The following is a 24,216-nucleotide window of genomic DNA, read 5'->3' as shown; positions in this document are numbered from 1 at the left end:
GTGGCCGACGACCCCCGGGTACGGACCCGGATCGACGGCGTCCGCGCCGGGCATCCGGTACGCATCGGACTGTCCGGCAGCCGGACCGTCGACTACTACCTACGGGCCTACCTGGCCGACATCGCCGCCGCTGGCCGGGTCGGGTCCGTCGACCGGCTCGACGACGTCGACCTGCTGTTCGAGGAGGACGACGGCGGCGGGGCCGGGGGGCTGCTGCTGCCGCTGCGCGTACACATGGTGACCGACCTGGCCGCCGACCCGGGCGACCTGAGCGGCGTGCTCTCCGGCGAGCAGCGCCGCCAGCACCGCCGGCGGGTCCGGCAGCTCGGGCACCGCTACGAGATCAGCACCCGCGACGAGGACTTCGACCGGTTCTACGACCGGATGTACCTGCCCACGATGACCGCCCGGCACGGCACGGCGGCCCGGACCACCGTGCGCGAGGCCGCCCGCCGGGACCTGTTCCGGCACGGCCACCTGATGCTGGTGTACGCCGACGGCCACGACGAGCCGGTGGCCGGCTCCGTCAACCACGTCGCCGAGTCCCAGGTCGACGCGCGGCTCGCCGGCGTGCTCGGCGGCGCGCCGGAGCTGCTGGCCAGCGGGGCGACCAAGTCGGCCGGACACTTCCTGCTGGCCTGGGCGCTCGACCACGGCCACCGACGGGTCGACTTCCAGGGGTGCGAGCCGTTCCTGCGGAAGGGCACCCTGCAAGCCAAGATCGACCTGGGGGCGGGCGCGGAGCCCGCGCCGCCACCCCTGCGCGACGTACGGGTCCGGATGTCCGTCCGGCGGGACGGCCCCGGCGTCCGGGAACTCCTGCGCGCCAACCCGGTCGTCACCGTGGACGCGGCCGGCCGGCTGCACGCCACCGCCTTCCGGGACGGCGACCGTGAGCCGGCCCCGGTCCGCCGCCCCCATCGCGGCCTGGCCGGCGACACGGTGCTCAGCCTGCCGCTGCCGTCCTGAGCCCCGCCGTCGCCGCCGGCCGGTCTGTCGCCGTCGTCGCTCCGGGTTGGTCCGCCCTCCGGGGCGTCGCCGCTGCCAGCCGGTCCGCCGCCGCGAGCTGGGCGAGCTGGCCGTGGTGTTCCCAGCCGAACAGCGCCAGCGGCACGTTGCCGTCCCGCCACAGCCCGTCGTGGAAGGCCCGCAGCCCGTCCCGCCCGCCACCGGCCGCCAGCAGGTCGAGGATCTGCATCTTGCCGACCAGGTAGCTCAAACCCTGCCCGGGGCAGCCGGCGAACATCACCGCCTCGTCCCACGCGGACGCCCGGTCCATCGGCACGTCCCGCGCGAGCCGCTCGGCCGCCTCCTCGATGGACACCGCCCCCGACGCCAGCCCGATGTCCAGGTCGGCGCGCAACGCCCGCAACCGCAGGAAGTTGGCGATCACCGCGGCGCTGGCCGGCGCGTCGGCGAACAGGCCGGCCGTCAACATCAGCTCCTCGTAGTAGAAGGCGATGCCCTCGTTCGGCGTGGAGTCGTAGAACCGGCGGCGCAACGGATCCGGATGCTGCCAGGTCAGGGCCAGTTGCAACGCGTGCACCCCCTCGTGGCAGATGGTCAGGCGCGGGTCCACGGCCGCCGCCCGGTCGAAGTAGCCGAGGTCCCCGGCCGGATCCGGCACGAAGCGGAACGCGTCGTTTCCCTCCGCCAGGTCGTCGGCGACGCCGAGCCAGCTCAGGGGCGCCAGATGCGGGGGCATCGGCGCGTACCGGTACCACCGGGCGTCCGCCGGCACGGTCAACAGGTCCCGCTCGTCGCAGAACCGGCGGACCGCCTCCTCGTCCCGGCGCTGCCGGGCGATCTGCTCGGCGACGTCGGCAGGCAGCGGCGGCGACTGCGGAACACCCTGACGCAGCACCGCCTCCAACGCGACCGCGCGGTTCCACTCCTGCGCCGCCATCTGCCGGATACGCTCCGCCGACCAGGGCAGGAGAGCCACCCGGTGCAGCAGGAACCCGATGTCGGGCACGGCGGTGGACGCGGCGAACGTCGCCCGCTCCGCGCGCAGCCACTCCGCGAACCCGGCCAACGCCCGCTGCGCCTCGACCGCCGCCGCGTCGAGGCCCAGCGCCGCCATCGACTGGCCGAGCGCCGGCACCGCCCGGCCCAGCAGCCGGACCGCCGAATCGGCGAACGGCGCAGCCGCGTGGCCGGTCAGGTTCTCCCGCGCGTGCCGCAACGTCTCCGGCACCCGGGCCAGGTGCCGGCGTACCTCCGCCTCGTCCGGCGTCCGCGTCAGCAGCGCCCGGTGCACCGGACCGAGGCTCTGGTCCAGGTAGAACACCGGGTTGCGCTGCCAGGACCGTAGCCGGTCCAGCTCCCAACGTGCCCGGGCCAGGGCCGACCCGACCAGCCGCCGGTCGACCCGCGCCGGGACCGGGCCGTCGTCCGGGATCGCCGCCAGCCGTTCCTCGAAGTCGGCAAGCGCGGCACGGCGCGCCGCCACCGCCGCGGCGGACCAGTCCGCCACCCAGCCCGCCGGACGGTCCACCCGCGGCAGATCGTCACCGGAGTCGGGCTGCGTCACCGTCCGCCAGGCCCAGACCGCCTGCCCGAGCTCGTAGATCGTCTCCACAGCCCGACCCTACCCACCGGTCCGGCCCGTCGGCGCCGGCCAGGGGCGCTGCCGGCGGTCACGACCGGCCAGGGGCGCTGCCGGCGGTCACGACCGGCCAGGGGCGCTGCCGGCGTCAGCGGCCAACCAGGGGCGCTGCCGGGCGGTCACCTGTCGACCCGGTCAGCTCGTCGTGGCGGGCTCGGGGCGCAGGCCGTCCCGCAGGTCGAGCAACCGGGCGGCCACCGACTCCAGCTCGGTGACCGCGAAGCCCTCCGCCAGGTCCGGAACGTACCCGCGCAACGCCTCGACGGCGGACCCGGTGAAGCGGACCCGGTCGCCGTCCACCCGGACGCCCTCCCGGGCCCCGGCCCGGACGTTCCAGTCGACCGCCCGCGCCCGGTCCCAGCCGGGCGGCAGGTCCAGGGCGATCCCGTCGTCGGTGACCCGCACCGGGTACCCGCCCGGCAGCCCGTTCGGCCCCGGCAGGTTGGTGCGCACGACCGCGCCCGGTCGCCAGTCCCGCAGCAGCAGCGCGGCGGTGTGACCGGTGACCGCGTTGAGCTCGGCGCGGCGGCAGCTCCGCTGGCCGGACAGCCCGCCCGTCACGTCCGCCACCGGGCCGTCGTCCGTCCAGGCCAGCGCCTCCCGCTCCGGCCCGTCCGGCGGGTACAGGTGCACGTGGTGCGCGAGGACCCGCAGCCGGTCGTCCGGCCCGAGCCGCAACGCCGCCCGCAGCGAGGCGGTGAGCAGCGCGACGTTGCCGACGCCGGCGTCGACCGGCAGGCCGAGCGCGGCCAGGATCGGGTTGACCGCGTCCGGGAAACAGGCGTTCAGGACCCGGGCCGGCACCCCGCTGCGCCGGACCGCCCCGGCCACCCGGCTGGCCAGCAGCGCGTGCAGCGGCGCCGTCACCCCGAAGCCGGCCCCGGCCAGCAGCCTGGTCCAGCCCGACGGGGCGGTCACCGACTCCCAGGGCGACTGCACGGAGGCGCAGTGCAGCACGGCGTCCGGCGTCTCGTCGGCGAGCAGCGCGGCCAGGTCGCCGCCGGGAGCCCGCCGGTCGGACCGGTCGGGCCGGTCGCCCTGTGCCGTGTCGTCGCCGAACGCGACGGCGGCGGACCGGAACCGGGCCGGCGTCCCGCTGAGCGCCGCCCGTGCCCCGGCCACGTAGGCCACCTCGGCGGCCCGGCTGGCGTCGCGGCCGACCACCGTGACCGTGACCGGGCGGTCGGCGACGACCGCGGTGGAGTTGCAGACGGCCCGGGCCAACGAGCCGCTGCCCACCACGACCACCCGGTTCACCCGCGCCGCCGGTGCCCGGTCGTGCGGCCGACGTCCCTCGACCGTGCCACCCCGATCACGGAGAGCCCCTTCCTGCCGCTTCCGCGGTCTGTCGCCGTCACCGTCGGCCGGCGTGGCGGTCGCTCGGCGCACGGCCACCGGCCGGGCCGTCAGCATGGTATTCGCCGCGCAGGTCAGCGGCCAGGCGAGCGGGGCCCGGGCGCGCCGGGGAGGCCCGCCCAGGCGGTCGACCCGCCGCCGACCGTCAGTCGGGCAGGTCGGCGATCCGGGTCGACAGCTCCCGCAGCGCCGCGAGCTCGGCGGGGCTCAGATGATCGAGAAAACGCGCGCGTACCGAGACGACGTGGCGCGGCGCGGCGTCCTCCAACACCCGGAAGCCGTCGTCGGTCAGGCGCAGGACGCAGCCCCGGGCGTCCTGCGGATCCGGCTCCTTGTCGACCAGCCCGCGCCCCTGCATGCGGGTCGCGTGGTGGGAGAGCCGGCTGCGTGACCACTCCATCTTGGCCGCCAGGTCCCGAAGCGCCCACCGGCGGTCCGGCTTCTCCGACAGCGTGCTCAGCACCTCGTAGTCCGCCGGTGACAGCCCCGAGTCGTGGGCCAGGTCCCGGCCGAGCCGGGCCGGTAACGCGGTCAGCAGACGCCGGAACGCGCGCCATGCCCGTTCCTCGTCGTCACTCAGCCAGGCAACGTCCACGTCGTCACCCTAACAGCTCGTTGACATGTCACAGAAATGCCGGGTACGGTCGTTGACATGTCACCGACACCGTCGCCCGCGCCCCTCCGCGTCCTCGTCGTCGTGGGAAGCACCCGCCCCGGACGGCTGGCGCCGGCGGTCGCCGCCTGGTTCGTCCGGGCGACCGTCCCGGTGGCCACCGCCGCCGGCCTCACCATCGACGTCGCCGACCTCGCCGACGTCGGGCTGCCGCTGCTCGACGAGCCCGAGCACCCCGCCAGCGGCGGCTACGTCCACGAGCACACCCGCGCGTGGAGCCGCCGGGTGGCCGCAGCCGACGCGTTCGTGGTGGTCACGCCCGAGTACAACTTCGGCATGCCGGCGGTGCTGAAGAACGCCTTCGACTTCCTCTACCACGAGTGGGCGTGGAAGCCCGTGGGGTTCGTCAGCTACGGCAACACCTCGGCCGGCACCCGGTCGGCGCAGATGGCCAAGCAGGTCGTCACCACCCTGAGAATGCTGCCCATCGGCGCCGCCGTCGCCCTCCGCATCCCCGACAGCATCCCCGAGGGGCAGGTCGTCCGGTCCGCGAAACTCGACGAAGGCGCTCAGGGGTTGCTGCGTGAGCTGACCCGGGTGGCCGAGGCCACCCGGTCCCTGCGCGCCGACGCCGGCCCCGACGACACCAGCGTCCCCGGGCCGGTGGACGGGCTCACCCTGGCCCCGGTCCGGCCCGACGACCTCGCCGAGCTGCTGGTGCTGCAACGATGCTGCTGGGTGCAGGAAGCCCTCGCCAACGACACCCTCGACCTGCCACCGCTCCGGGAGACCCTCGACGACCTGCGCGCCTCGACGTCGACCTGGCAGACGTGGCGGGTCCGCCGACACGGTCGCCTCGTCGCGGCCGTCCGGGCCCGGGCGGACGGGCCGACCTGGACGATCGGCCGCCTCATGGTCGCTCCCGACCAGGCGGGCCAGGGTATCGGCGGCTGGCTGCTCGCGTACGCCGAGGCCCAGGCCCCCGAGGGGACCACCCGCTGCGAGCTGTTCACCGGCCACCGCAGCGAGCGCAACATCAGACTGTACGAACGCGCCGGCTACGCCCTCGCCCCCGCCGCCGGCGTGCCGGACGGCAGTGTCCGCCTCACCAGAAAGCGGCAGCCCAGCGCCTGAGTCCACCCGGCCGGCGCGCCCGGACGCTCGACCTAACGGCCGATCCTGTCCAGCTCGGCCAGGTCGTCGTCGGAAAGCTGGAGCCCCGCGCCCGCGACGTTCTCCCGCAGGTGCGCCGTGGACGAGGTGCCGGGGATCAGCAGGATGTTCGGCGAGCGCCGCAGCAGCCAGGCCAGGGCGACGGACATCGGGGTGGTCTCCCGGCGGGCGGCCACGGCCGAGAGCGCCGAGGACTGCAACGGGCTGAAACCGCCGAGCGGGAAGAACGGCACGTACGCGATGCCCTGCCCGGCGAGCGCGTCGATCAGCTCGTCGTCCTGACGGCACGCGAGGTTGTACATGTTCTGCACGCACACGACGGGCGCGATCGTCTGCGCCTCGGCGACCTGCTCCGGCGTCGCGTTGCTCACCCCGAGATGCCGGATCAGGCCCTGCCGCTGGAGCCCGACGAGCGTCTCGAACGCCTCGACGACCGACCCGGGACGGGGGCCCTCGGCGTCGCCGAGCCGGAGGTTGACCAGGTCGAGCACGTCGAGACCGAGGTTGTCGAGGTTCTCGTGCACGGCCCGACGCAGGCTCTCCGGATCCCGGGCCGGAGGCCAGCCGCCCTGCTGGTCGCGGGTCGCGCCGACCTTGGTCGCGATGTGCAGCGTGTCCGGGTACGGGTACAGCGCCTCGCGGATCAGTTGGTTGGTGACGTGTGGCCCGTACGCGTCGGCGGTGTCGATGTGGGTGACGCCGAGCTCGACGGCCTCGCGGAGGACGGCGAGCGCGCCCGCGCGGTCGGCCGGCGGTCTGCGCCGGTGAGCCCCGGCCGTCGCGCTACTCGGAGCTCGCCCGCCTGCTGGCCGGGGCCAGCCCGAAGATGCTGACCCAGACGCTGCGCTCCCTGGAACGCGACGGTCTGATCACCCGTACGGTGACGCCGACCGTGCCCGTGACGGTCACCTACGAGCTGACCGACCTCGGCCTCTCCCTGCACCAGGTGACACGTGGCCTCAAGGGCTGGGCCGAGACGCACATGGACGACGTGCTCGCCCACCGGGCGACGTACGACGACGGCGCCGCCTGAACCCTAGATCTCGCCGCCACCGGCATCGTCGGCGGCTCGTGACACCGCGAACCCGTCAGCGGACATCCGCGCAGGCGCAGGCCGGGGGAAGCGTGGTCAGCGCCCGCGCCACCGGCACGCCCTGCTCGGGCGGGAGGATCCGGCCGTACGCGAAGACCCCGGTGGGTTTGCCCGTGCCCTGCTCTCCGGCGGGCACCCGGTACCCGCACAGCCGTAGTGACGCGGTCGCCGGGAAGGGAAGGGTCACCCGGCCCGGACGTGCGCGGGCGCCAACCGTCGGAGCAGCGATGGATCTACGGGCCGCCCGGCGATGCGGTTCTCCGTGCTTCGCCGCTACGAGGCAGCCGGTCAGGCACAGACAGGGGACGAAGCAGTGCCGGCAGGGCGCCAAACACAAGGGGAAGGTCACCCAGTTCGCTGATCCCGACCCATGCGATGTCGTCATGCTCGTCAGATGCACGATTGGTGGGAGAACCGGCCCAGTCTCCGATGTGCCAGACACCCACGTTGACGGCGTTCTCGCCACTGCCGGCGCGCAGGTCGCCCAACCGTGACGAGGACTCCGCCACAATGTGAATTCCTAGCTCCTCGTGCATCTCACGGGCGAGGGCCTGTGGTTCCGACTCGCCCGCTTCGACGTGCCCCCCGGGCAGATCCCAGAGATTCGGGTATGCCCGGCGGGTCGGGCTGCGGTGTACCAGCAGGACCGCGCCGTTCTTCACGAGTGCGCCGCAGACGACGACATGCATGACGGGATTGGAGCACAGGGATAGGACAAGCTCCTCCAGCCACAGGTCACGCGCCGACATCCGGCTCTGCCGCGATCGGCTCGTTCCACAGTGCGACCTCGGCGGCGGGTGGAGTCGGACGTCGTCTTCTGGGTCCAGCTCGGCGTCCCGGGGTAGATTCGCCGCCGCGATGGCGACGACGGGGAGGGGCAGCGCTGGGATGGACGCCAGTACCGAGGAACTGCGGGACGTGCACAACGTGCTGTCGGAGTGGTATGCGAAGAACCTGGTCGGGGTGCTGGAAAGCATGCCGGTCGAGCGGGCGATGCTCGACCTGTTCGCCGAGCTGACCTTGGCCGTGGGTTCGGAGGTCGCGGACGTGGGCTGCGGCACCGGGCGACTTCTTCCGTACCTCGCGGGCCGGGGCCTGTCGCCGCGCGGGGTGGATCTGTCGCCAGGGATGGTGGAGGTGGCGCGGCGGGAGCATCCGGGCTTCGGGTACGAGGTCGCCGATCTGCGGGAGCTGCCGTTCGGGGACGAGTCGCTGGCCGGGGTGGTGTGCTGGTTTTCGTTGATCTTTCTGGCGCCGGACGCCCGGGTACGGGCGTTCGCCGAGCTGGCCCGGGTCGTGCGGCCGGGCGGCTACCTGGTGGCGGCGTTCAAGCACGGTGACGGGACCGGGCATCGTAACGGTCCCGGTAGCCGCGTCGGCAGTCTTGGCATCGACTTCGATCGGTACTGGCTCTCGGCGCGGGAGATGGAGGACCGCTTCAAGGCCGCCGGTTTCGCCGTGGTTTTTCAGGGCAGCACCCCGCCCGAAGAAGCAGAGCCCTCGTACGGGTACATGCTGGTCCGCAAGATCGGATCCGCGAACCCGTAGTGCGTGGATCGCCACTGAGAACGCGCGGAGTCCTCTACGCGGATCATCACTCCTGGTGTGCGGCTGCCTCGTTGCCGTTGCGTGAGTTGGCTGGTGCGGCGGAGCCGAGTTCGTCGAGGAGGCCGCGGATGCGGGGATGCGGTCGGCCTGCGCACCGAGGAACAATTCTTCGCCGACGCCACCGAACGCGGCTGGGCCCGCGAAGTCGACTGCCCGGCGTCGGCAGGCAGCCGGAGACGCCTACCCGCGGTCGGGTGCTCGGTGGGTGCTCGCCCAGGAACAGGTCAACTCGGACGAATGGCGCACGTCGAGCCGAGAAACTGTAGCGACGTCTGCCTATTTCCCAGCTCACGTGGTGGGCCGCCTGGGACTCGAACCCAGAACCTAAGGATTAAAAGTCCTCAGCTCTGCCGATTGAGCTAACGGCCCGCTGGTCCATCAGGCTACCCGAACACCCGGGTCTGCCGCTCGGGGCCGGTGGGTCTGTGCTCGGGCTCTCCTCCCAGGGCCTGTGTGGGGCCGTCCGGTCTGCGGGGCTGTGGGCGTGGCGGCTCCCGGCCGGTGGCGGGTCCGGGTTCAGGCTGGTCGTTTCTGGCGGCGGGGGATGAGGTTGGCGGTGGCCTGGGCTTTGGCGCGTTCGACGTCGAGTTCGGCGATGACCGTGGTGTTAGGTGTCTCCGGTGCTGGTGATGGAGGAGTGGTTGACGGTCACGTCGGCGTCGGGATCTGTGAATCCCCGTCGGGGCGGTGCGGCAGAGGGATGGCCGGTGCCGTCCGGGCGAAGCGGGCGGTAGCCGTCGTCGCACGACAGGATCGTCACTCTGGCCGGGTTGTCGCAGTGGGGCACCCCGGTAGCGGTAATCGATGGGGCTCGCGGCCACGGTCGGCGCTGACGCGATAACCGGCGTGGGGTGCTCGGTGGGTGCTCGGATGTTCCGCGACTCGACGGCTTCGCGACCCGATCGCTGGATTCTGTAGAGGATCCTCGCCTACCGGCGATGTCACGCCAACCGCCAGCCAACGGGCCAGCAGGAACGTCGCTGGACAGAAAAACGGTTGGCGGGTCGCGCCGGCTGCTGCTAGTTTGCCGGAGACCGTGCGAGAGACCGAGGAGGTGGTACCCGTGAACGTTTCGACATGGGTGCTCCCCTGCGGGGTCACGGTCGGGCGATAGGTCGTCCGGGAGCGCCGTTTCACGAGCACTCCCCGAAAGGCACGACCATGCGATTCACTTCCGAACAGCGTCTCGACGACGGCGTCCTCGAGCGCACGTTCACTCTCGGCGAGATCCCCGGCATCCTGTGGACGCCCGCGTCCGCCTCCGCCTCCGCGCCGGTTCCGCTGATCCTGCTCGGCCACCCCCCGCTGGGACTGCACAAGATGTACCCCCGTCTGGCGGCTCGGGCCGCTCACGCCGCCGCGGACGGCTTCGCCGCGGCCACCATCGAGCTTCCGGGCAGCGGTGACCGGCCCCGCTGGGCCGCCGCCGAGCAGGCCCGCGCCGACCTGCGCCAGGCCATGGAGGCCGGCGGGCCGGTCAGCGACGACATCATCGACGCTCTCGTCCTCCCGCTCGTCGACAGGGCGGTCCCGGAATGGCAGGCCGCCCTGGACGCCCTGCTGTCGCTGCCCGAGATCGGCGGCCCGGTCGGGTACTCGGGGGGAGTGATCTCCATCGGCATCCGGCTTGCGGTGGTCGAGCCACGCATCGTGGCCGCCGGCCTCTTCGCCGGGAGCTTCGTGCCCCGCGCCATGTTCGAGGAGGCCCGACAGGTCACCATTCCGTTGCATGTCCTGTTGCAGTGGGATGACGAAGGCAACGACCGGCAGGCGGCCCTGGACCTGTTCGACGCCTTCGGCGCCAAGGAGAAGACGCTGCACGCCAACATGGGCGGACACACCGGCGTCCCGCACTTCGCAGGGGAGGACGCGGCCGGGTTCTTCGCCCGGCACCTGCGCTGACCGCAGGCCGGGCCCGCCCGTCAGGTCAGCAGCGCGCCGGTCGGCATGCAGCTCACCGCGGGCGGGTCCCGGCCCTCCGGGTCTGGCGGAGTCGCAGATCGAGCCGGCGGTGCCCATGCCGCCTTACCTGCGTCAGCCCGCCGGCGGTCCTTCACCGTGAGCGGTGCGTCACAGCACGGTGTCCTTGCGCGACCGGGGGCGCCGGCGGTTGGGTCGACCCATGGCCCGAATCGCGTACGACGACACAGACGCCGCGGCGTTCGAGGCGACCCGTCACCTCGCCGACGACGGGCTGTCGGCCTGGCGGGAGGCGGTGGCCCGGCATCTCGATCCCCGCCCGGGCGTGCGGGTGCTCGACCTGGGCTCGGGCACCGGCAGGTGGGCGCAGGCCTTCACCGCCTGGTACGACCGCGTCGAGGTCGTCGCGGTCGAGCCCGCGGAGGCGATGCGCGCCCGTTCGGTGTACCGGCCGGTGGTTGCCGGCGACGCCGAGCACGTTCCGCTCAGGGATGGCAGCGTCGACGCCGTATGGCTCTCCACGGTCGTCCACCACGTGCCGGATCTGACCCGCGCGGCCCGGGAGCTGCGTCGGGTGCTGCGCCCCGGCGGTCGGGTGCTGATCCGTTCCGCGTTCGCCGGACGACACCAGGCGATCACCCTGTTCCGCTGGTTTCCCGAAGCCGTCCGGGTGCTCGACTCCTACCCCGGCGTGGCCGACGTCGAAGCGGCCCTCGGTGTCGCGCGGTTCGGCACCGTCGGCTTCGAGCAGGTGCCGCAGGTGACCGCGACCTCCCTGGCAGAGGCCGCGAGGACGCTACGCCGAGAGGCGCACACCCCGCTGCAACTGATCGGCGACGACGAGTACGCGGCAGGTCTGGCCCGGCTGCGCGAGGCAGCGCGACATGAGACCGGGCCGGTGGTCGACGCCTTGGATCTCCTCGTCCTGACCTGAGCGGGGCGTCGAGGGGCCGCGACGGGCGGGCCGCCGGCCCGATGTCACATCGCTGACCGAGCTTCAGCGGTTGAGGTAGGCGGCCAGGCCGCCGAGGTCCTCGCTGGCGATGAAGACCGACCGGACGTTGAGGATGGCCTCCTCGACGTGAGCGTTGCAGCCCCACGCGGAGTCGCCCCAGGAATCGGCGATCTTGATCTCGGCCGGGGCGGCGCACCCGGCCGAGCCGCCGAGCTGGCAGCGCTCCGGGTGCGGCCTGGCGGCCTGCGCGGCGGCGGCGGCGCGTAGCCGGTCGGCGAGCTCTGCGGCGGCGGTGGCCCGCTGCTCGGCCTCGGCGCGCAGCTCGCGTTCCGCGCGTACCGCCATGGCCAGTTCGGCGCGGGCCGCCTCGGCGCGGGCCTCGGCGGCCAGCCGCGCCTGCTCGATGTGGTGGCATTCGATGGCCAGGGCCGCGGTGCCGGCGAAGACCCGGGCCAGGGCGAGGTCGGTGTCCGCGGGGACGCGTGGGCCCCGGTGGTACATGGCGAAGGTGCCCAGCAGGCTGCCGTCGCGGGCCAGGATCGGCGTGGACCAGCAGGCGGCCAGCCCGGCCCGCTCGGCCAGCTCCCGGAAGTCGTCCCAGAACGGGTCGGTGGCGATGTCGGTGACGACGACCGGTTCCCGCCGGTGGGCGGCGGTGCCGCAGGAGCCGACGCCTTCGCCGGTGGCGATCCCGTCGATGGCCTCGTTGTAGAAGTCGGGCAGGCTGGGCGCGGCGCCGTGGCGCAGCCGCCGGCCGTCGGCGTCGGCGAGCAGGACGGACACCAGCACGTCCGGCGTCAGGTTCTCGATGCAGCGGGCCATCCCGTCCAGCACCTCGCCGAGGGGCGCCTGCCGGGCGATCTGTTCGAGCAGGGCGCCGTGTTCGGCAAGCAACCGCTGGGCCTGCTTGATCTGGGTGGTCTCCACGCCGATCACCCGGATGCCGGTCACGTCGCCGTGGTCGTCGCGGCGCGGTTCGTACGTGAAGTCGAAGAACGCCTCCCGCGCCTGCGTGCCGGCGCCCAGCACGACCCGCGCGTCGCGGCCGGTGTAGGCCTCACCGGTGCGGTAGACCTCGTCCAGCAGGGCGGTGAAGCCCTGACCGGCCAGCTCGGGCATCAGCTCGGCGATCGGCACCCCGGTACGGGCCCGGTCCCCGCCGCCGATGGCGGCGAAGAAGGCCGGGTTCGCCGTCTCCAGCAGGTGTGTCGGCCCCGCCAGCGACGCGTAGACGGCGATGGACTGCCCGAACAACGCGCGCAGATCCTCGTCCGCCGCCGGTCCGCCCGCCGCCTGCCGCGCAGCGGTGGGGCGTCGGTCTGCTGCCGCCGTCATGGGATGGCCTGCCTCTCCACGGATGTGCGCGACCGGCGGGCCCGTGCCCCGGGCCCGCTGAGCCGATGGCCAGAAGTATGCGCCGAAGACCGGCGGGACGCTGCCCGGGGCCCCGCCGTCGACCCGCTCCCACCCGGCACGACGCCCGCCGCCCGCCGCTCAGGTGGGGCGGCGCCCACGCAGGGTACGGCGGAGGTCGTCGACCCACCCGTCGGGGATCTCCCAGGGGATGAAGTGCCCGCCGTGGTCGTGGGCGGTGACGTTCACGTGGTGGTACCAGGCGGCCCGGTCGCTGTCGAGGAAGCTGCGGACCCGCTGCTCGTTGGTGGTGACGCCGGGTGGGTTCTCGTAGCCGACGAAGGTGATGCCGGTGGGGGCCTCGACGACCGGCCAGCGGTCGTGGACCGGGCTCCAGGGGTAGCGGTTGTTGTTGGCGTAGGTGCGGATCGAGGTGTCGACGGCGTTGCCGGCCCAGTAGATCGTGGCGTGCGTGAGCAGGTCGTCCCGGCTGAACACCGCCTCCACGTCGCCGTGGTCGTCGGACCAGTTGTCCCAGCGTTCGAGCAGCCAGGCCAGCATCCCCACTGGTGAGTCGGCGAGCCCGTAGGACAGCGTGCTCGGGTCCAGTACGTGCGCGGCCAGGTGGACGGCGAACCGCTTCTGCCGCGCGACGACCTCGGCGCGGACGGCCGGCGGCAGACCCTCCGGGATGGGCTGGCTGCTGGAGATGTTCCAGCCGAGGTCGCCGTTGAACAGGGTCAGCTTCAGGGCCGATCCGATGTGGACGGCGTACAGCTCGTCGGCGTACTTGTGGCCGAGCTGCCCGGTGACCAGGGCGCCGACGTCGCAGCCCGCGGCGGCGTACCGCTCGAAACCGAGCACGTCGGTCATCAGCTCGTGCCAGATGTCAGCGATCTTCCAGAAGTTCATGTCCGGCCGGTCGGGCAACGGCGTGGAGAACCCGAACCCGGGCAGGGACGGCACGATCACGTCGAACGCGTCGGCGGGGTCGCCACCGAACGCGGCCGGATCGGCCAGCGGGTCGATGACCTTCGACCAGTGCCAGAACGTCCAGGGCCAGCCGTGGCTGAGGATCAACGGCACCGGGTTCGGGCCGACGCCCGGCCGGCGCAGGAAGTGCACCGGCGCTCCGGCGATGTCGACCCGGTAGTGGTCGTAGGCGTTGATGGCCCGTTCGGCGGCCCGCCAGTCGAACCCGTCCGCCCAGTACCCGACGAGCTCCTCCAGGTAGCTGCGGCGTACGCCGTAGTAGCCGTCCTGGTTGCCGGCGTCCAACGGCCATTTCGTGGCGAGCAGCCGGCGGCGCAGGTCGACCAGCACCCCCTCGGGCACGTGGATCGGCGTCGACTCCACGACGGGTCGGGTCACGTCGTCCTCCTTCGTGCGCGTGGCCGGGCCGGCGGGTCGTCCAGTGGCGGGGCCGGCGGGTCGTCCGGTGGCGGGGCCAGCGGGTCGTGGGCGATGGCGACCAGCCGGGACAGCACCGCCCGGGCGTCGGCGAGCACGGCCCGGTCGCGTTCGTCCAGCCGGTCGGTGAGCCGGGCCAGCCGCGTCACCCGTTCGGCGTGCCGGGACCGGACGACCTGCTCACCGGCCGGCGTCAACGACAGCAGGACCGCCCGGCCGTCGCTCGGGTCGGGCCGTCGGGACACCAGACCGGCCGCGGCCAGCTTCGCGACCAGGCTGGTCAGGGCGGGCTGCTTGATCTGCTCGGTGGCCAGCAGGTCGGTCAGCCGCATCGGCCCGCCCCGGGACAGGCTGTGCAGCACCGACAGCGTCGAGAAGCTCATCCGGTGCACCGACGCGAGCCGGATGAACACCGTGTTGAAATCCTCGATCGCCGTCACCAGCCGGTCGACGTCGAACGCGTCGTCCGTCTGCCCGCCGGTCACCCGGAAACCATATCAATACTCGATGTAAATCGCCGACGGAGGCGGCGGGCTCTCCGGCGCCCGGGGACGTCGTCCGCCCCGGTCCCAACGCCGGCCGGGCCGGGCGCGGATCGGGGTACGGGAACGCCACGACCCCGCCCCTGACAGCTCCGGGGCCGGTCGCGCGGTTGGCGACGACCACACCGGGTACGGCACCCGTCATGCGGATCGTGATCGTGGGAGCGAGCGGGAACGCCGGCACCGCCCTGTTGCGCCGGTTGCGCCGGGAGCCGGGGCTGGAACTGGTGGGGGTGGCCCGGCGACTGCCCGCCCCGACGGCCGGCGCGCCGTACGACGGGGTGGCCTGGCACTCCTGCGACGTGGGGGAGGCGGGCGCGGTCGACCGGCTGACCGGGGTGTTCGCCGGGGCCGACGCGGTCGTGCACCTGGCCTGGCAGATCCAACCCAGTCACGATCAGGAGGTCCTGCGCCGGACCAACGTCGGCGGCAGCCGCGCGGTGGTCGAGGCGGTGCTCCGGGCCGGGGTGCCCGCGCTGGCGTACGCCTCGTCGGTCGGCGCCTACGCGCCCGGCCCGAAGGATCGTCCGGTGAGCGAACGCTGGCCGACGACCGGGGTGCCCGGCTCCTCCTACAGCCAGCACAAGGCGCAGGTGGAGGAGCTGCTGGACGGGGTGGAACGGCAGCACGACGAGTTGCGGATCGTCCGGCTCCGCCCGGGGTTGATCTTCCAGCGGGACGCGGCCACCGAGATCACCCGGTACTTCCTCGGCCCGTTCGCCCCGGTGCGGCTGCTGCGCTACGGGCGCATCCCGCTGGTGCCCACCCACCGTCGGCTGCGGCTGCAGGCGGTGCACGCCGACGACGTCGCCGACGCGTACGCGCGGGCGCTGCTCTCGCCGGACGCGCGCGGCGCGTTCAACGTGGCGGCCGACCCGGTGCTCACCCCGGAGCTGGTGGCCCGGCACTTCCACGGCTGGACGGTGCCGGTCGCCGCGCCGGTGCTGCGGACGGCGGCGGCGTTGAGCTGGCGGGCCCGGTTGCAGCCGGTCGACCCGGGCTGGGTCCAGCTCGCCCTGGACGCCCCGCTGATGTCCAGCGAGCGGGCCGGGACCGAGCTGGGCTGGCGTCCCCGCACCGACGCGCTCGCCGCGTTGCGGGAGCTCTTCGCCGGCATGGCCGGGGGCGACCACACGGACAGCCCGCCGATGTCCGGCCGGGAGGATCTGGCGGGTCGCCCCGGCGGGCTGGTCCGGGGACGTCCGGCCGGCGAGGGCAACCCGTACTGACGGCCGTCGCGGTGGCGGGCGGTGGCGGGGTCGACGCCGGTCAGCCCGTGGGGGCGGAGCGTCGCCGGGACCGGTGTTCGCGTACCTTGCGCCGGTTGCCGCACTCGGTCATCTGGCACCAGACGCCCATCCGGTTGCGGGCGTTGTCGTAGAAGACCCACCGGCAGTCGTCGGCCGGGCACATCTTCAACCGCGCCCAGGCGCCGTCGATCGTCGCGACCATCACGATCTCCAGCAGCCGGGCCAGCACGGCGTCGACGCCCCGGCGGGTGGATCCGAGCCGGGGCGTCATCGTGCCGGCGAAGGACAGCCGCAGGGGCAGCCCGGCGATCAGCCGGTCGAGCGCGTCGACGGCCCCCGTGCCCGACGCGCTGCCGCCTGGCCCGCCGCTGGTCCCGGGTCCGCTGCTGGTCCCGGGGCCGCCGTCGTGGGCGGGGGTGTCGGCGAGGACGGCGCGGAGCGCGTCGCGCAGCGCCACCACCGACCTGCGGTCCTGCTCGGACGGCGGGTCGACCCCGAGGTCGGGAAGCTGCCCGGCGAGCCAGTCCGCCAGGCCGTGCGTGGTGTCGAGCCGGTCGACCCGCAGCTCCAGGTCGAGGGTGTTGAGGAAGGACCGTACGACTTCGAGCTGACCGGGCGCCTCTTGGCGTTTCATGATGCTCCATCCGTATCAGTAACCGGTAAATGCTTTTACAGGTTACAGTCGGATCGACAGCGGGTACCACTCACCGCGACCGCGACCTCACCCGCCAGCCCAGCCGAGGTGATCCCATGACGGCATCCGCCGAGACGTCCTCCTCACCCACCGACGACCGCCCCGGCCCGCCCCGGTCCACGGACGATCCGCCCGGCCGCGTCCCGGCCCGGCCGACGGACGATCCACCCGGTGGACCGGCCCGGTCGACGGACGATCCGCCCGGCCGCGCCGGAGGGCGGCTCGGGCTGCTCGCGGTCGTCGTGGCCACCGCGCTCTGGGGGTTCGGTGGCACCGTCGCCAGCGACCTGTTCGACGGCGGCCTGCGCCCCGCGGAGCTGGTCGCGGCCCGCACCCTGATCACCCTCCTCGGGCTCGGCCTGCTGCTCGCCGTCGTCCGGCGGTCCGCCGGGCAGCGTCGCCGCGAGCCGATCGACTGGCCGTTGGTGATCGCCTTCGGCCTGGCGATCGCGGTCGCCAACGTGTGTCTCTTCCTGGCCATCAGCCACCTGCCGGTGGCGGTGGCCATGGTGCTGCAGAACCTCGCCCCGGCCTTCGTGGTCGGCTGGCTGGTGCTGCTCGGCCGGGCCCGGCTCGGCGTCCGGATCGTCGTCGGCCTGCTCCTCGCCCTCGCCGGGGTCGCCCTGGTGGTGGAGCTGCCGACCACGCCGCTGGGCCAGGTGGACCTGCTCGGCGTCGGCTTCGGCATCGCCACCGCCGCCGGCGTCGCCGCCTTCTCCGTGCTGGGCAGTCGGGCCACCCGCCGGTACGGGGCGCTGCGGGCCAACACGTACGCCTTCGCCGTCTCCGGCGTGGCCTGGCTGGCGTACTTCGCGCCACAGGGCGTACCGGAGATCGTGACCCGGCACGACCTGCTGCCCGGCGTGCTGTTCGTCGCCGTGCTGGGCACGTTGGCCCCCTTCGTGCTCTTCTCCTGGGGCACCGCCCGGGTCGGCGCGCACGCCGGGGCGGTGAACATCAGCCTGGAGCCGGTGTTCAGCGCCGCGCTCGCGTGGAGCTGGCTCGGCCAGACGCTCAACGCGGTGCAGATCGCCGGCGGGGTGCTCGTCATCGGCGCGGTGGTCTATCTGCAACGACTTCGGGTGGGTTGACCAGCGCCGGAGGCCCGTTCCGTGATTCGGCTCGATGCAGTGGGGAGTACGCGCTGTTAGCCTTGGCGAACAATCGGCGATGGTCAGGGGACGATCGTGCAGTTACGGATCTTGGGGCCGATGGAGGTCATCCACGAAGACCGCCGGCTGGACATTCCCGGGGTCCGCGCCCGCACCATCCTGGCCATCCTCGCCGCCAACCGGGACCGGTCGGTGCAGGTGGAAGACCTGATCGAGACGGTATGGGACGGCCATCCGCCGTCCACCGCCCGGTCCCAGATCCAGATCTGCGTGTCGCAGATCCGGCGCATCCTCGCCGCGGTGGGCCGCAAGGAGGCGCTGGCCACGCGGTTCGGCGGTTACCTGCTGCGACTGTCCCCTGTCGAGCTGGATGCCGGGCGGTTCGAGCTGCTCGTCACCGAGAGCAGACACCTCAACGCGGACGGGCAGACGACGGAGGCGGTGGCCCGGCTCCGGGAGGCCGACGCGCTCTGGTACGGCACCACCCTGGCCAGCGTGCCGGGGGAGCAGGTGGACGCCTGGCGTCGGCTGCTCGACGAGCGACGCGGCGCCGCCGTCGAGGAACGGATCCGGCTGGAGTTGACGCTCGGCCGCCACGACGAGCTGATCGGCGAGCTGGAGGCCCTGATCGCGGCGCACCCGCTGCGGGAACGGCTGCACGCCCACCTGATGATCGCCCTCTACCGGGCCGACCGGCAGGCCGACGCGCTCCAGGCGTACCGGCGGGCCCGCGCGCTCTTCGTGGACCAACTCGGCATCGAGCCGAGCGCCGAGCTGAGCCGGCTGGAACACGCCATCCTCTCGCACGCCCCGCACCTCGACCCGCCGGCGCGGCCCCGGCCCGCCGCCGCCGGTCCGGTCGCCTCGACCGTCCCGCGTCAGCTCCCGGGCGATCTGGCCGACTTCACCGGACGGCACAAGCTCGTCACCGAGATCAGGGACGTGGTGACCGTCGACGACCCGGGGCCCGACCATCGGGGCGTCGCCCCGCTGGCGGTGGTGACCGGCCCGGGCGGGGTGGGCAAGACCAGCCTCGCCGTTCACGTCGCGCACTCGCTCGTGGACCGCTTCCCCGACGGGCAGCTCTACGCCGACCTGGGTGGGTTGTCCACCACCCCGGAGCGTCCGGCGGAGGTGCTGGACCGTTTCCTGCGGGCGCTGGGGGTCGCCGGCGCGGCCATCCCCGACAACCTCACCGAACGGATGGCGTTGTACCGCAGCCGGCTCGCCGGCCGGCGGGTGCTGATCCTGCTGGACAACGCCGCCGACGAGGCCCAGGTGGCGTCGTTGCTGCCCAACACGGCCGGCTGCGCGGTGATCGTGACCTCCCGGGCCCGGCTCGGCACGCTCGCCGGCACGCACGAGGTCGACGTGGACGCCCTCACCGCCGAGCAGAGCGTCGCCCTGCTGCGGCAGATCGTCGGTGAGCGGATCCTCGCCGAGCCGGTGGAGGTGGAGGAGCTGGCCCGGCTCTGCGGCTGGCTGCCGCTGGCGTTGCGGATCGCCGGCGCTCGGCTCGCCAGCCGCCCGCACTGGCGGGTGAGCCGCCTGGTGGAACGCCTCCGGGACCGGTCCCACCTCCTCGACGAGTTGGTCCACCGGGACCTCTGCATCCGCACCACCATCGGGCTCAGCTACCACACCCTGCCGGAACGGACCCGGTGGCTGCTGCGCCGGCTGGTGCTGCTCGACTGCGCGGACTTCCCGCTCTGGGTCACCGCGCCGCTGCTCGACGAACGGGCCTCGGTGCTGGAGGACCTGCTGGAGCAACTGGTGGACGTGCGGTTGCTGGAGGCGCAGACCGACCCGACCAGCGGCGCCACCCGGTACCGGATGCACGACCTGGTCCGGGTCTTCGCCCGGGAGCGGCTGCTGGCCGAGGATCCTCCCGAGGTCCGGCAGACCCTGGTGGGCCAGGTGCTCGGCGCCTGGCTGGCCGTGGCGGAGGAGGCCCACCGCCGGGAGTACGGCGGCGACTTCACCGTCGTGCACGGGTCGGCGGCGCGCTGGCCCGTGCCGCCGGCGGTGACCGACGAGCTGCTGCTGCGCCCGATGGACTGGCTGGAGCTGGAGCGGCGCAACCTGGTCTGCGCCGTCCGGCAGGCCGGCGCGCTCGGCTTCGACGAGCTCTGCTGGGATCTGGCCTTCACCCTGGTCACGCTCTTCGAGACGCGCAGTTACTTCGACGAGTGGGCGGAGACCGCCGACATCGCCCTGGCCGCCACCCGACGGGCCGGCAACCTGCGCGGCGAGGGCATCACCCTGCACTCGCTCGGCGCGATGCACATGTTCCTGCGGGACCCGGGGCAGGCCGAGCGGATGCTGACCGCCGCGCTGCGGATCCTCGGCCCGCTCAACGAGCCGCACGCGGTGGCGCTGGTGCAGCGCAACCTCGCCTACCTGTGCCGGCTACGGGGTGACGACGTGGCCGCCCTGCGCAGCTACGAGGCGGCGCTGACCGGGCTCTCCGCCGCCGGCGACCGGGTCGGCCGGGCGCACGTGCTGGTGAGCATCGCCGGCATCCGGCTCGCCCAGGGCGACCGGTCGGCCGCCCGCGCCCTGCTCGGTGAGGCGCTGACCATCTGCCGGGACGCCGGGGCCCGCCGGGTGGAGGCGCAGGTGCTGCACCGGCTGGGCGAGCTGTACCTGCACGCCGGTGAGCTGGACCGGGCCGAGAGCTCCTTCCAGGGCACCCTGGACATCGTCCGGGCGACCTCCGACCGCACCGGTGAGGCGTACGCGCTGCACGGGCTCGGCACGGTGTACGGCCGCAGCGGACGGCTGGCCAAGGCGCGGGTGGTGCTGACCCGTTCCCGGCAGCTCGCCGCGCAGGTCGTCGAGCGCCTGGTGGAGGCGCAGGCGTGGTACGAGCTGTCCCAGTTGGCCGACCGTGACCCGGTGGAGGCGGCCGACCAGTTGCGCCGGGCGGCGGACATCTTCCACGACATGCAGGCGCGGGTGTGGCACGCGCGGGCCCTGCGCGCCCTGGAGGACGTGTCGGGCTGACCCGCGACCGGCGGCCGGGCGGCGCGGCGGCCGGGTCACCGGGACGCCGGGTCACCGGACGCCGGGTCGGTGGGGGACGGGTCGGGGGCCGGCGGGTTCCCCCAACCGGTCTCCTCCTTGATGTCCACGGTGGAGGCGACCGGCGCCCCCCAACCGGTCTCCGCCGTACCGGCCGGCGTCAGCTCTCCGACGACCGGGGCGGAAACCGTGACGGCGAGCGCCGCGGTGGCCAGGAACATGCGGATCATCGTTGCCTCCTGCGGGGGTGCCGGGCACTGCCGGCTGCTGGTGTCCGGTCGGCGTCGGATGTCCGGCCCGGCGGCCACCACAGTGCCCGGTCGGCTATCGAAGTCCTATCCGTGGGCTTAGCCGTCCGACGGGTCGCACCCCGCGCCGGCGGGATAGCCACGCCATAGGAGTTCGAAGGAACGGCGGGCATCTCCTCGACCGTCAGCCGCCACGGCAGCCGTGGCGTCGGAGCCGGAGTCGAGGAGACCGCAGTGACGACCATGCAAGAGAGCCTTCGGGCGTCGACGGTGACCAGCGGACCGTTGGGCGACCACGGGGAGAGCGTGCTGCCGCCGGCCGGCAGCATCGCCGGACTGGACTACGTGCAGGCCCTGACCGCGGTGGCCCTGGACACCCTGCGCGAGGTCAGCCTGAACCGCCCGGGGCCGGTGACGCCCGGCGGGCCGGCGGCGGTCCGCGAGGCCGCCGGACGGGCGCTGGCCGGGCCGCTGCTGCCCGCCGACCCCGGCTACCCGATGGACACCTTCCGCCGCTTCGTCCGCGACTACGCGACCTGGTCGGTGGACGTCAGCCACCCGTCGGCGGTGGCCCGGATGCAGTGTCCGCCCACCCCGGTCGCCGCCGCCGCCGAGCTGGTCATGGGCATCCTGAACCAGTCCCTGCACGCGTGGGAGAGCGGCCCGTACGCCCTCGAACTGGAGCGTTACGTGATCCGCGAGCTGGGTGAGCTGGTCGGGTACGGCCCGGACGCCGGAGGCACGATCTCCGCCGGTGGCAGCATCTCCAACCTGATGGCCGTGCTGGCCGCCCGGGACCGGGTGCTGTACGAGCGGTTCGGCCGCAACCCGTTCGCCGAGGGTCTGACCGGCCTGGGGAAGCGGCCGGTGGTGCTGGCCACCGACGCCACCCACTTCTCGATCGGCCGGGCCGTCGGCCTGGTCGGCCTCGGCACCGACATGATCGTCCGGGTTCCGTCGGACGACCTGGGCCGGCTCTTCCCCGAGCAGTTGGAGCAGACCCTGGCGACGCTGCCCGAGGACACCGTCCCGGTGGCCGTCATCGCCTGCGTCGGCTCGACCGACCAGGGCTGGGTGGACGACGTGGCGGCGCTGGCCGAGGTGACCCGCCGGCACGGCGTGTGGCTGCACGCCGACGCCGCGTACGGCGGCGGGGCGCTCTTCTCGCCCCGGCTGCGTCCCCGGGTGGCCGGCATCGAGCAGGCCGACTCGGTCACCCTGGACCTGCACAAGTTCGGCTGGACCGCGGCGACCTCCGGCATCTTCCTGGTCCGCGACGCGAGCGTGATGGAGCCGCTGGCCCAGCAGACCACCACCCTCAACGCCGACGACGACGCCGAGGCCGGGTTCATCGGCCTGTACGGCAGCTCGGTGCAGGCCACCCGCCGGGCGGAAGCCTTCAAGATCGCCGTCACGATGAACGCCCTGGGCCGCGACGGGATGGCCGCCATGGTGGACGGCTGCCACGACCTCGCCTGCTACGCCGCCGACCGGGTCGAGGCGGAGCCGAAGCTGGAGCTGGCCGCCCGGCCGTCGCTGAGCACGGTGCTGCTGCGCTACCACGGCGCCGACGACCCCGACGCCTTCAACGGCGAGCTGCGGCGGCGGCTGATGACCGAGGGCAAGGTGCTGATGGCCCGTACCCGGGTGCGCCGGCCGGACGGCTCGTCCCCGGTGTTCCTCAAGTTGATGCTGCTCAACCCGGCCACCACCACCGCCGAGCTGGACCGGGTCGTCGACGACATCCTGACCACCGCCGCCGACCTGGACCGGTCGGCCCAGCCGAACCGTTGACCGCGGCGCCCGTCGCGCGTAGAGGAGTAGGGACGAGATGACCACGATCGACGCGTCTGTCCGGTCCACCACCAGCGCCGTCGCCCGCCCCGGCACGCTGGCCACCCCGGACGGCGCCCACCCCGCCGCCCCGCACCGGCCGAACCCCACCGCCCCCCGACGCCACACCCACGCCACCCCGGCCGCTCCGCCCCAGGGCCGGCTGTCGGTGGCCGAACGGGACACCCGCGACTCGGCCGACAACAGCGTCCGCGACTCGATGCGGCGGCTGCCCGGCCTCACCCAACTGCCGCTGACCTTCCTCACCGGCCGCCCGCACACCGGCCAGCGTCCACTGCGACTCACCCCGACCACCCACCTGGTCACCGCGACCGTCTCCATCGGCGTGGGACTGGCGCTCACCGGGCTCGCCCTGGCCTGGACCGGCTGGTGGCTGGCGCTGCTCCTGCCCGGCTGGGCGAGCACCCTGCACGGCGCCCGCAACCTGCGCATGATGGTCTTCCACCAGTGCGCCCACCGGAACATGTGGGCCAGACGGCGACCCGACCAGATCCTCGGCAAGATCGTCGCCGGGTTGCTGATGGTGCAGCACTTCGAGCGGTACAGCGCCGAGCACGTGGCCGACCACCACGCGCTGCACCACATGACGCTGCGCGACCCCACCGTGCAGGCGTTCCTGGTCAGCCTGGAGCTGCGGCCCGGGATGACCCGGCGGCAGATGTGGCGGCGGGTGCTGGGCAAGCTCCTCTCACCGGTGTTCCACGCCCGGTTCGCCTGGGCGCGCGTCCGCTCCTACTCGCACGCCGCCGACACCACCGAGCGGGTGCTCACCGCGGCCGGGTACGCGACGGCGGCCGTGCTCGTCACGGCGCTGGACGCCTGGCCCCTGGCGCTGGTCGGCTGGGTGCTGCCGATGACCGTGTTCTTCCAGATCAGCAACACCCTGCGGCTGTGCGTCAAGCACACCTTCCCGGCCCCCTGGGTGACCCAGCGGCGCGGCAAGCCGTACTTCGCGAGCCTGACCAACGCCATCTTCATCGGCGAGCCCGCCCCGGCGGCGTCCCTGCGCGGCCTGCCCGCCGCCCGCGCCTGGGCCCGCTGGTGGACCCGGATGCTGCTGGTGCACTTCCCGTCCCGCTACCTGGTGCTCACCGGGGACACCGTCTGCCACGACTTCCACCACCGTCGGCCGATGAGCCGGGACTGGGCCAACTACATCTTCGCCCGCCAGACCGACATCGAGACCGGGCACCGGGGCTGGCCCCCGTACCGGGAGATCTGGGGTCTGATCCCCGCCATCAACCTGGTGTTCGACTCGCTCGCCGAGGCCGACCCGGCCGAGTTCGACCGGCAGCGCCTCGCCGAGATCAGCGACCGCGAGCTCTTCTCCGCCTTCGACGACTGACGACCACCGACCGGCCGCCGTGGGGGCGGAGCGACGCGGCCCCGCCCCCGGCGGCATC

At 73.6% G+C, this 24,216-nt stretch carries 20 protein-coding genes, 1 tRNA gene and 2 pseudogenes; 11 read left to right on the top strand and 12 right to left on the bottom strand.

The window, feature by feature from the left end:
* The gene (locus tag O7606_RS17615; protein WP_281595119.1) at positions 1 to 969 is read left to right on the top strand and encodes a GNAT family N-acetyltransferase; all 969 of its coding nucleotides are present in this window, start codon (positions 1 to 3) and stop codon (positions 967 to 969) included.
* On the opposite strand, the gene O7606_RS17610 is transcribed toward O7606_RS17615, so the two are convergent.
* The 3 genes from O7606_RS17610 to O7606_RS17600 form a co-directional block, all read right to left on the bottom strand.
* Positions 947 to 2,581 carry a DUF885 family protein gene (locus O7606_RS17610; protein WP_281595118.1) on the bottom strand — a complete coding sequence of 545 codons (1,635 nt, stop codon included), beginning with the start codon at positions 2,579 to 2,581 and terminating at the stop codon, positions 947 to 949. The two genes, O7606_RS17615 and O7606_RS17610, sit on opposite strands and share 23 nt — an antisense overlap.
* Before the next feature lie 162 nt (positions 2,582 to 2,743).
* A complete protein-coding gene (locus tag O7606_RS17605; protein WP_281595117.1) occupies positions 2,744 to 3,865 on the bottom strand; it encodes a potassium transporter TrkA in 1,122 nt (373 codons plus the stop codon).
* Between the two features lie 244 nt (positions 3,866 to 4,109).
* Positions 4,110 to 4,559 (bottom strand): MarR family winged helix-turn-helix transcriptional regulator, encoded by a 450-nt coding sequence (locus O7606_RS17600; RefSeq protein WP_281595116.1) that lies wholly within the window; start codon positions 4,557 to 4,559, stop codon positions 4,110 to 4,112.
* Between the two features lie 57 nt (positions 4,560 to 4,616).
* On the opposite strand from O7606_RS17600, the gene O7606_RS17595 reads away from it, so the two are divergent.
* On the top strand, positions 4,617 to 5,711 hold the full coding sequence (locus tag O7606_RS17595; protein WP_281595115.1) for a bifunctional NAD(P)H-dependent oxidoreductase/GNAT family N-acetyltransferase: 1,095 nt from the start codon (positions 4,617 to 4,619) through the stop codon (positions 5,709 to 5,711).
* A gap of 32 nt (positions 5,712 to 5,743) precedes the next feature.
* On the opposite strand, the pseudogene O7606_RS17590 reads toward O7606_RS17595, so the two are convergent.
* Positions 5,744 to 6,505 (bottom strand): annotated as a pseudogene (locus O7606_RS17590) (oxidoreductase); the annotation flags it as partial.
* A 2-nt stretch (positions 6,506 to 6,507) separates the two neighbouring features.
* Between O7606_RS17590 and O7606_RS17585 the strand changes: the two are divergent.
* Positions 6,508 to 6,783 (top strand): annotated as a pseudogene (locus O7606_RS17585) (helix-turn-helix domain-containing protein); the annotation flags it as partial.
* A gap of 55 nt (positions 6,784 to 6,838) precedes the next feature.
* Here O7606_RS17585 and O7606_RS17580 read toward each other — a convergent pair.
* Together O7606_RS17580 and O7606_RS17575 are read right to left on the bottom strand one after the other, a co-directional pair.
* Positions 6,839 to 7,030: a hypothetical protein gene (locus O7606_RS17580; RefSeq protein WP_281595114.1), complete on the bottom strand. Its 192-nt coding sequence runs from the start codon at positions 7,028 to 7,030 to the stop codon at positions 6,839 to 6,841.
* 46 nt (positions 7,031 to 7,076) lie between these two features.
* On the bottom strand, positions 7,077 to 7,532 hold the full coding sequence (locus O7606_RS17575) for an NUDIX domain-containing protein (protein WP_281595113.1): 456 nt from the start codon (positions 7,530 to 7,532) through the stop codon (positions 7,077 to 7,079).
* Positions 7,533 to 7,731: 199 nt separating this feature from the next.
* Here O7606_RS17575 and O7606_RS17570 point away from each other — a divergent pair, with 199 nt between their 5' ends.
* Entirely contained in the window at positions 7,732 to 8,391 is a 660-nt protein-coding gene (locus O7606_RS17570) for a class I SAM-dependent methyltransferase (protein ID WP_281599738.1), read from the top strand.
* A gap of 353 nt (positions 8,392 to 8,744) precedes the next feature.
* On the opposite strand, the gene O7606_RS17565 is transcribed toward O7606_RS17570, so the two are convergent.
* Positions 8,745 to 8,820, bottom strand: a tRNA-Lys gene (locus O7606_RS17565).
* Positions 8,821 to 9,612: 792 nt separating this feature from the next.
* Here O7606_RS17565 and O7606_RS17560 point away from each other — a divergent pair.
* Together O7606_RS17560 and O7606_RS17555 are read left to right on the top strand one after the other, a co-directional pair.
* On the top strand, positions 9,613 to 10,353 hold the full coding sequence (locus O7606_RS17560) for an alpha/beta hydrolase (RefSeq protein ID WP_281595112.1): 741 nt from the start codon (positions 9,613 to 9,615) through the stop codon (positions 10,351 to 10,353).
* A gap of 220 nt (positions 10,354 to 10,573) precedes the next feature.
* On the top strand, positions 10,574 to 11,305 hold the full coding sequence (locus tag O7606_RS17555) for a methyltransferase domain-containing protein (protein ID WP_281595111.1): 732 nt from the start codon (positions 10,574 to 10,576) through the stop codon (positions 11,303 to 11,305).
* 63 nt (positions 11,306 to 11,368) lie between these two features.
* On the opposite strand, the gene O7606_RS17550 is transcribed toward O7606_RS17555, so the two are convergent.
* From O7606_RS17550 to O7606_RS17540, 3 genes are all read right to left on the bottom strand, one after another.
* Positions 11,369 to 12,661, bottom strand: a complete 1,293-nt coding sequence (locus O7606_RS17550) for a GAF domain-containing protein (protein WP_281595110.1) — start codon at positions 12,659 to 12,661, stop codon at positions 11,369 to 11,371.
* Between the two features lie 159 nt (positions 12,662 to 12,820).
* Positions 12,821 to 14,050, bottom strand: coding sequence for an epoxide hydrolase family protein (locus tag O7606_RS17545; RefSeq protein WP_281595109.1), 1,230 nt, complete (start codon positions 14,048 to 14,050; stop codon positions 12,821 to 12,823).
* Positions 14,047 to 14,574 carry a MarR family transcriptional regulator gene (locus O7606_RS17540; protein WP_281595108.1) on the bottom strand — a complete coding sequence of 176 codons (528 nt, stop codon included), beginning with the start codon at positions 14,572 to 14,574 and terminating at the stop codon, positions 14,047 to 14,049. The genes O7606_RS17545 and O7606_RS17540 overlap by 4 nt, the downstream gene beginning before the upstream one ends.
* A 200-nt stretch (positions 14,575 to 14,774) precedes the next feature.
* On the opposite strand from O7606_RS17540, the gene O7606_RS17535 reads away from it, so the two are divergent.
* Positions 14,775 to 15,860, top strand: coding sequence for an NAD-dependent epimerase/dehydratase family protein (locus O7606_RS17535; RefSeq protein WP_281595107.1), 1,086 nt, complete (start codon positions 14,775 to 14,777; stop codon positions 15,858 to 15,860).
* A gap of 40 nt (positions 15,861 to 15,900) precedes the next feature.
* Here O7606_RS17535 and O7606_RS17530 read toward each other — a convergent pair whose 3' ends face one another.
* Entirely contained in the window at positions 15,901 to 16,515 is a 615-nt protein-coding gene (locus O7606_RS17530) for a CGNR zinc finger domain-containing protein (protein WP_281595106.1), read from the bottom strand.
* A 116-nt stretch (positions 16,516 to 16,631) separates the two neighbouring features.
* Here O7606_RS17530 and O7606_RS17525 point away from each other — a divergent pair, with 116 nt between their 5' ends.
* Both O7606_RS17525 and O7606_RS17520 read left to right on the top strand, forming a co-directional pair.
* Entirely contained in the window at positions 16,632 to 17,666 is a 1,035-nt protein-coding gene (locus O7606_RS17525; protein WP_281595105.1) for an EamA family transporter, read from the top strand.
* 120 nt (positions 17,667 to 17,786) lie between these two features.
* Positions 17,787 to 20,693: a BTAD domain-containing putative transcriptional regulator gene (locus tag O7606_RS17520; protein WP_281595104.1), complete on the top strand. Its 2,907-nt coding sequence runs from the start codon at positions 17,787 to 17,789 to the stop codon at positions 20,691 to 20,693.
* A gap of 35 nt (positions 20,694 to 20,728) precedes the next feature.
* On the opposite strand, the gene O7606_RS17515 is transcribed toward O7606_RS17520, so the two are convergent.
* Positions 20,729 to 20,941, bottom strand: coding sequence for a hypothetical protein (locus tag O7606_RS17515; RefSeq protein WP_281595103.1), 213 nt, complete (start codon positions 20,939 to 20,941; stop codon positions 20,729 to 20,731).
* A gap of 261 nt (positions 20,942 to 21,202) precedes the next feature.
* Here O7606_RS17515 and O7606_RS17510 point away from each other — a divergent pair, with 261 nt between their 5' ends.
* Both O7606_RS17510 and O7606_RS17505 read left to right on the top strand, forming a co-directional pair.
* Positions 21,203 to 22,753 (top strand): pyridoxal-dependent decarboxylase, encoded by a 1,551-nt coding sequence (locus tag O7606_RS17510; protein WP_281599736.1) that lies wholly within the window; start codon positions 21,203 to 21,205, stop codon positions 22,751 to 22,753.
* Between the two features lie 37 nt (positions 22,754 to 22,790).
* Positions 22,791 to 24,158 (top strand): fatty acid desaturase, encoded by a 1,368-nt coding sequence (locus tag O7606_RS17505; protein WP_281595102.1) that lies wholly within the window; start codon positions 22,791 to 22,793, stop codon positions 24,156 to 24,158.
* The last annotated feature ends 58 nt before the right edge of the window (positions 24,159 to 24,216 follow it).

The organism is Micromonospora sp. WMMD882 (genome assembly GCF_027497255.1).
GTDB lineage: Bacteria > Actinomycetota > Actinomycetes > Mycobacteriales > Micromonosporaceae > Micromonospora.
The sequence above is the reverse complement of the archived record's forward strand: the minus strand, read 5'-3'. Positions and strand labels throughout refer to the sequence as shown.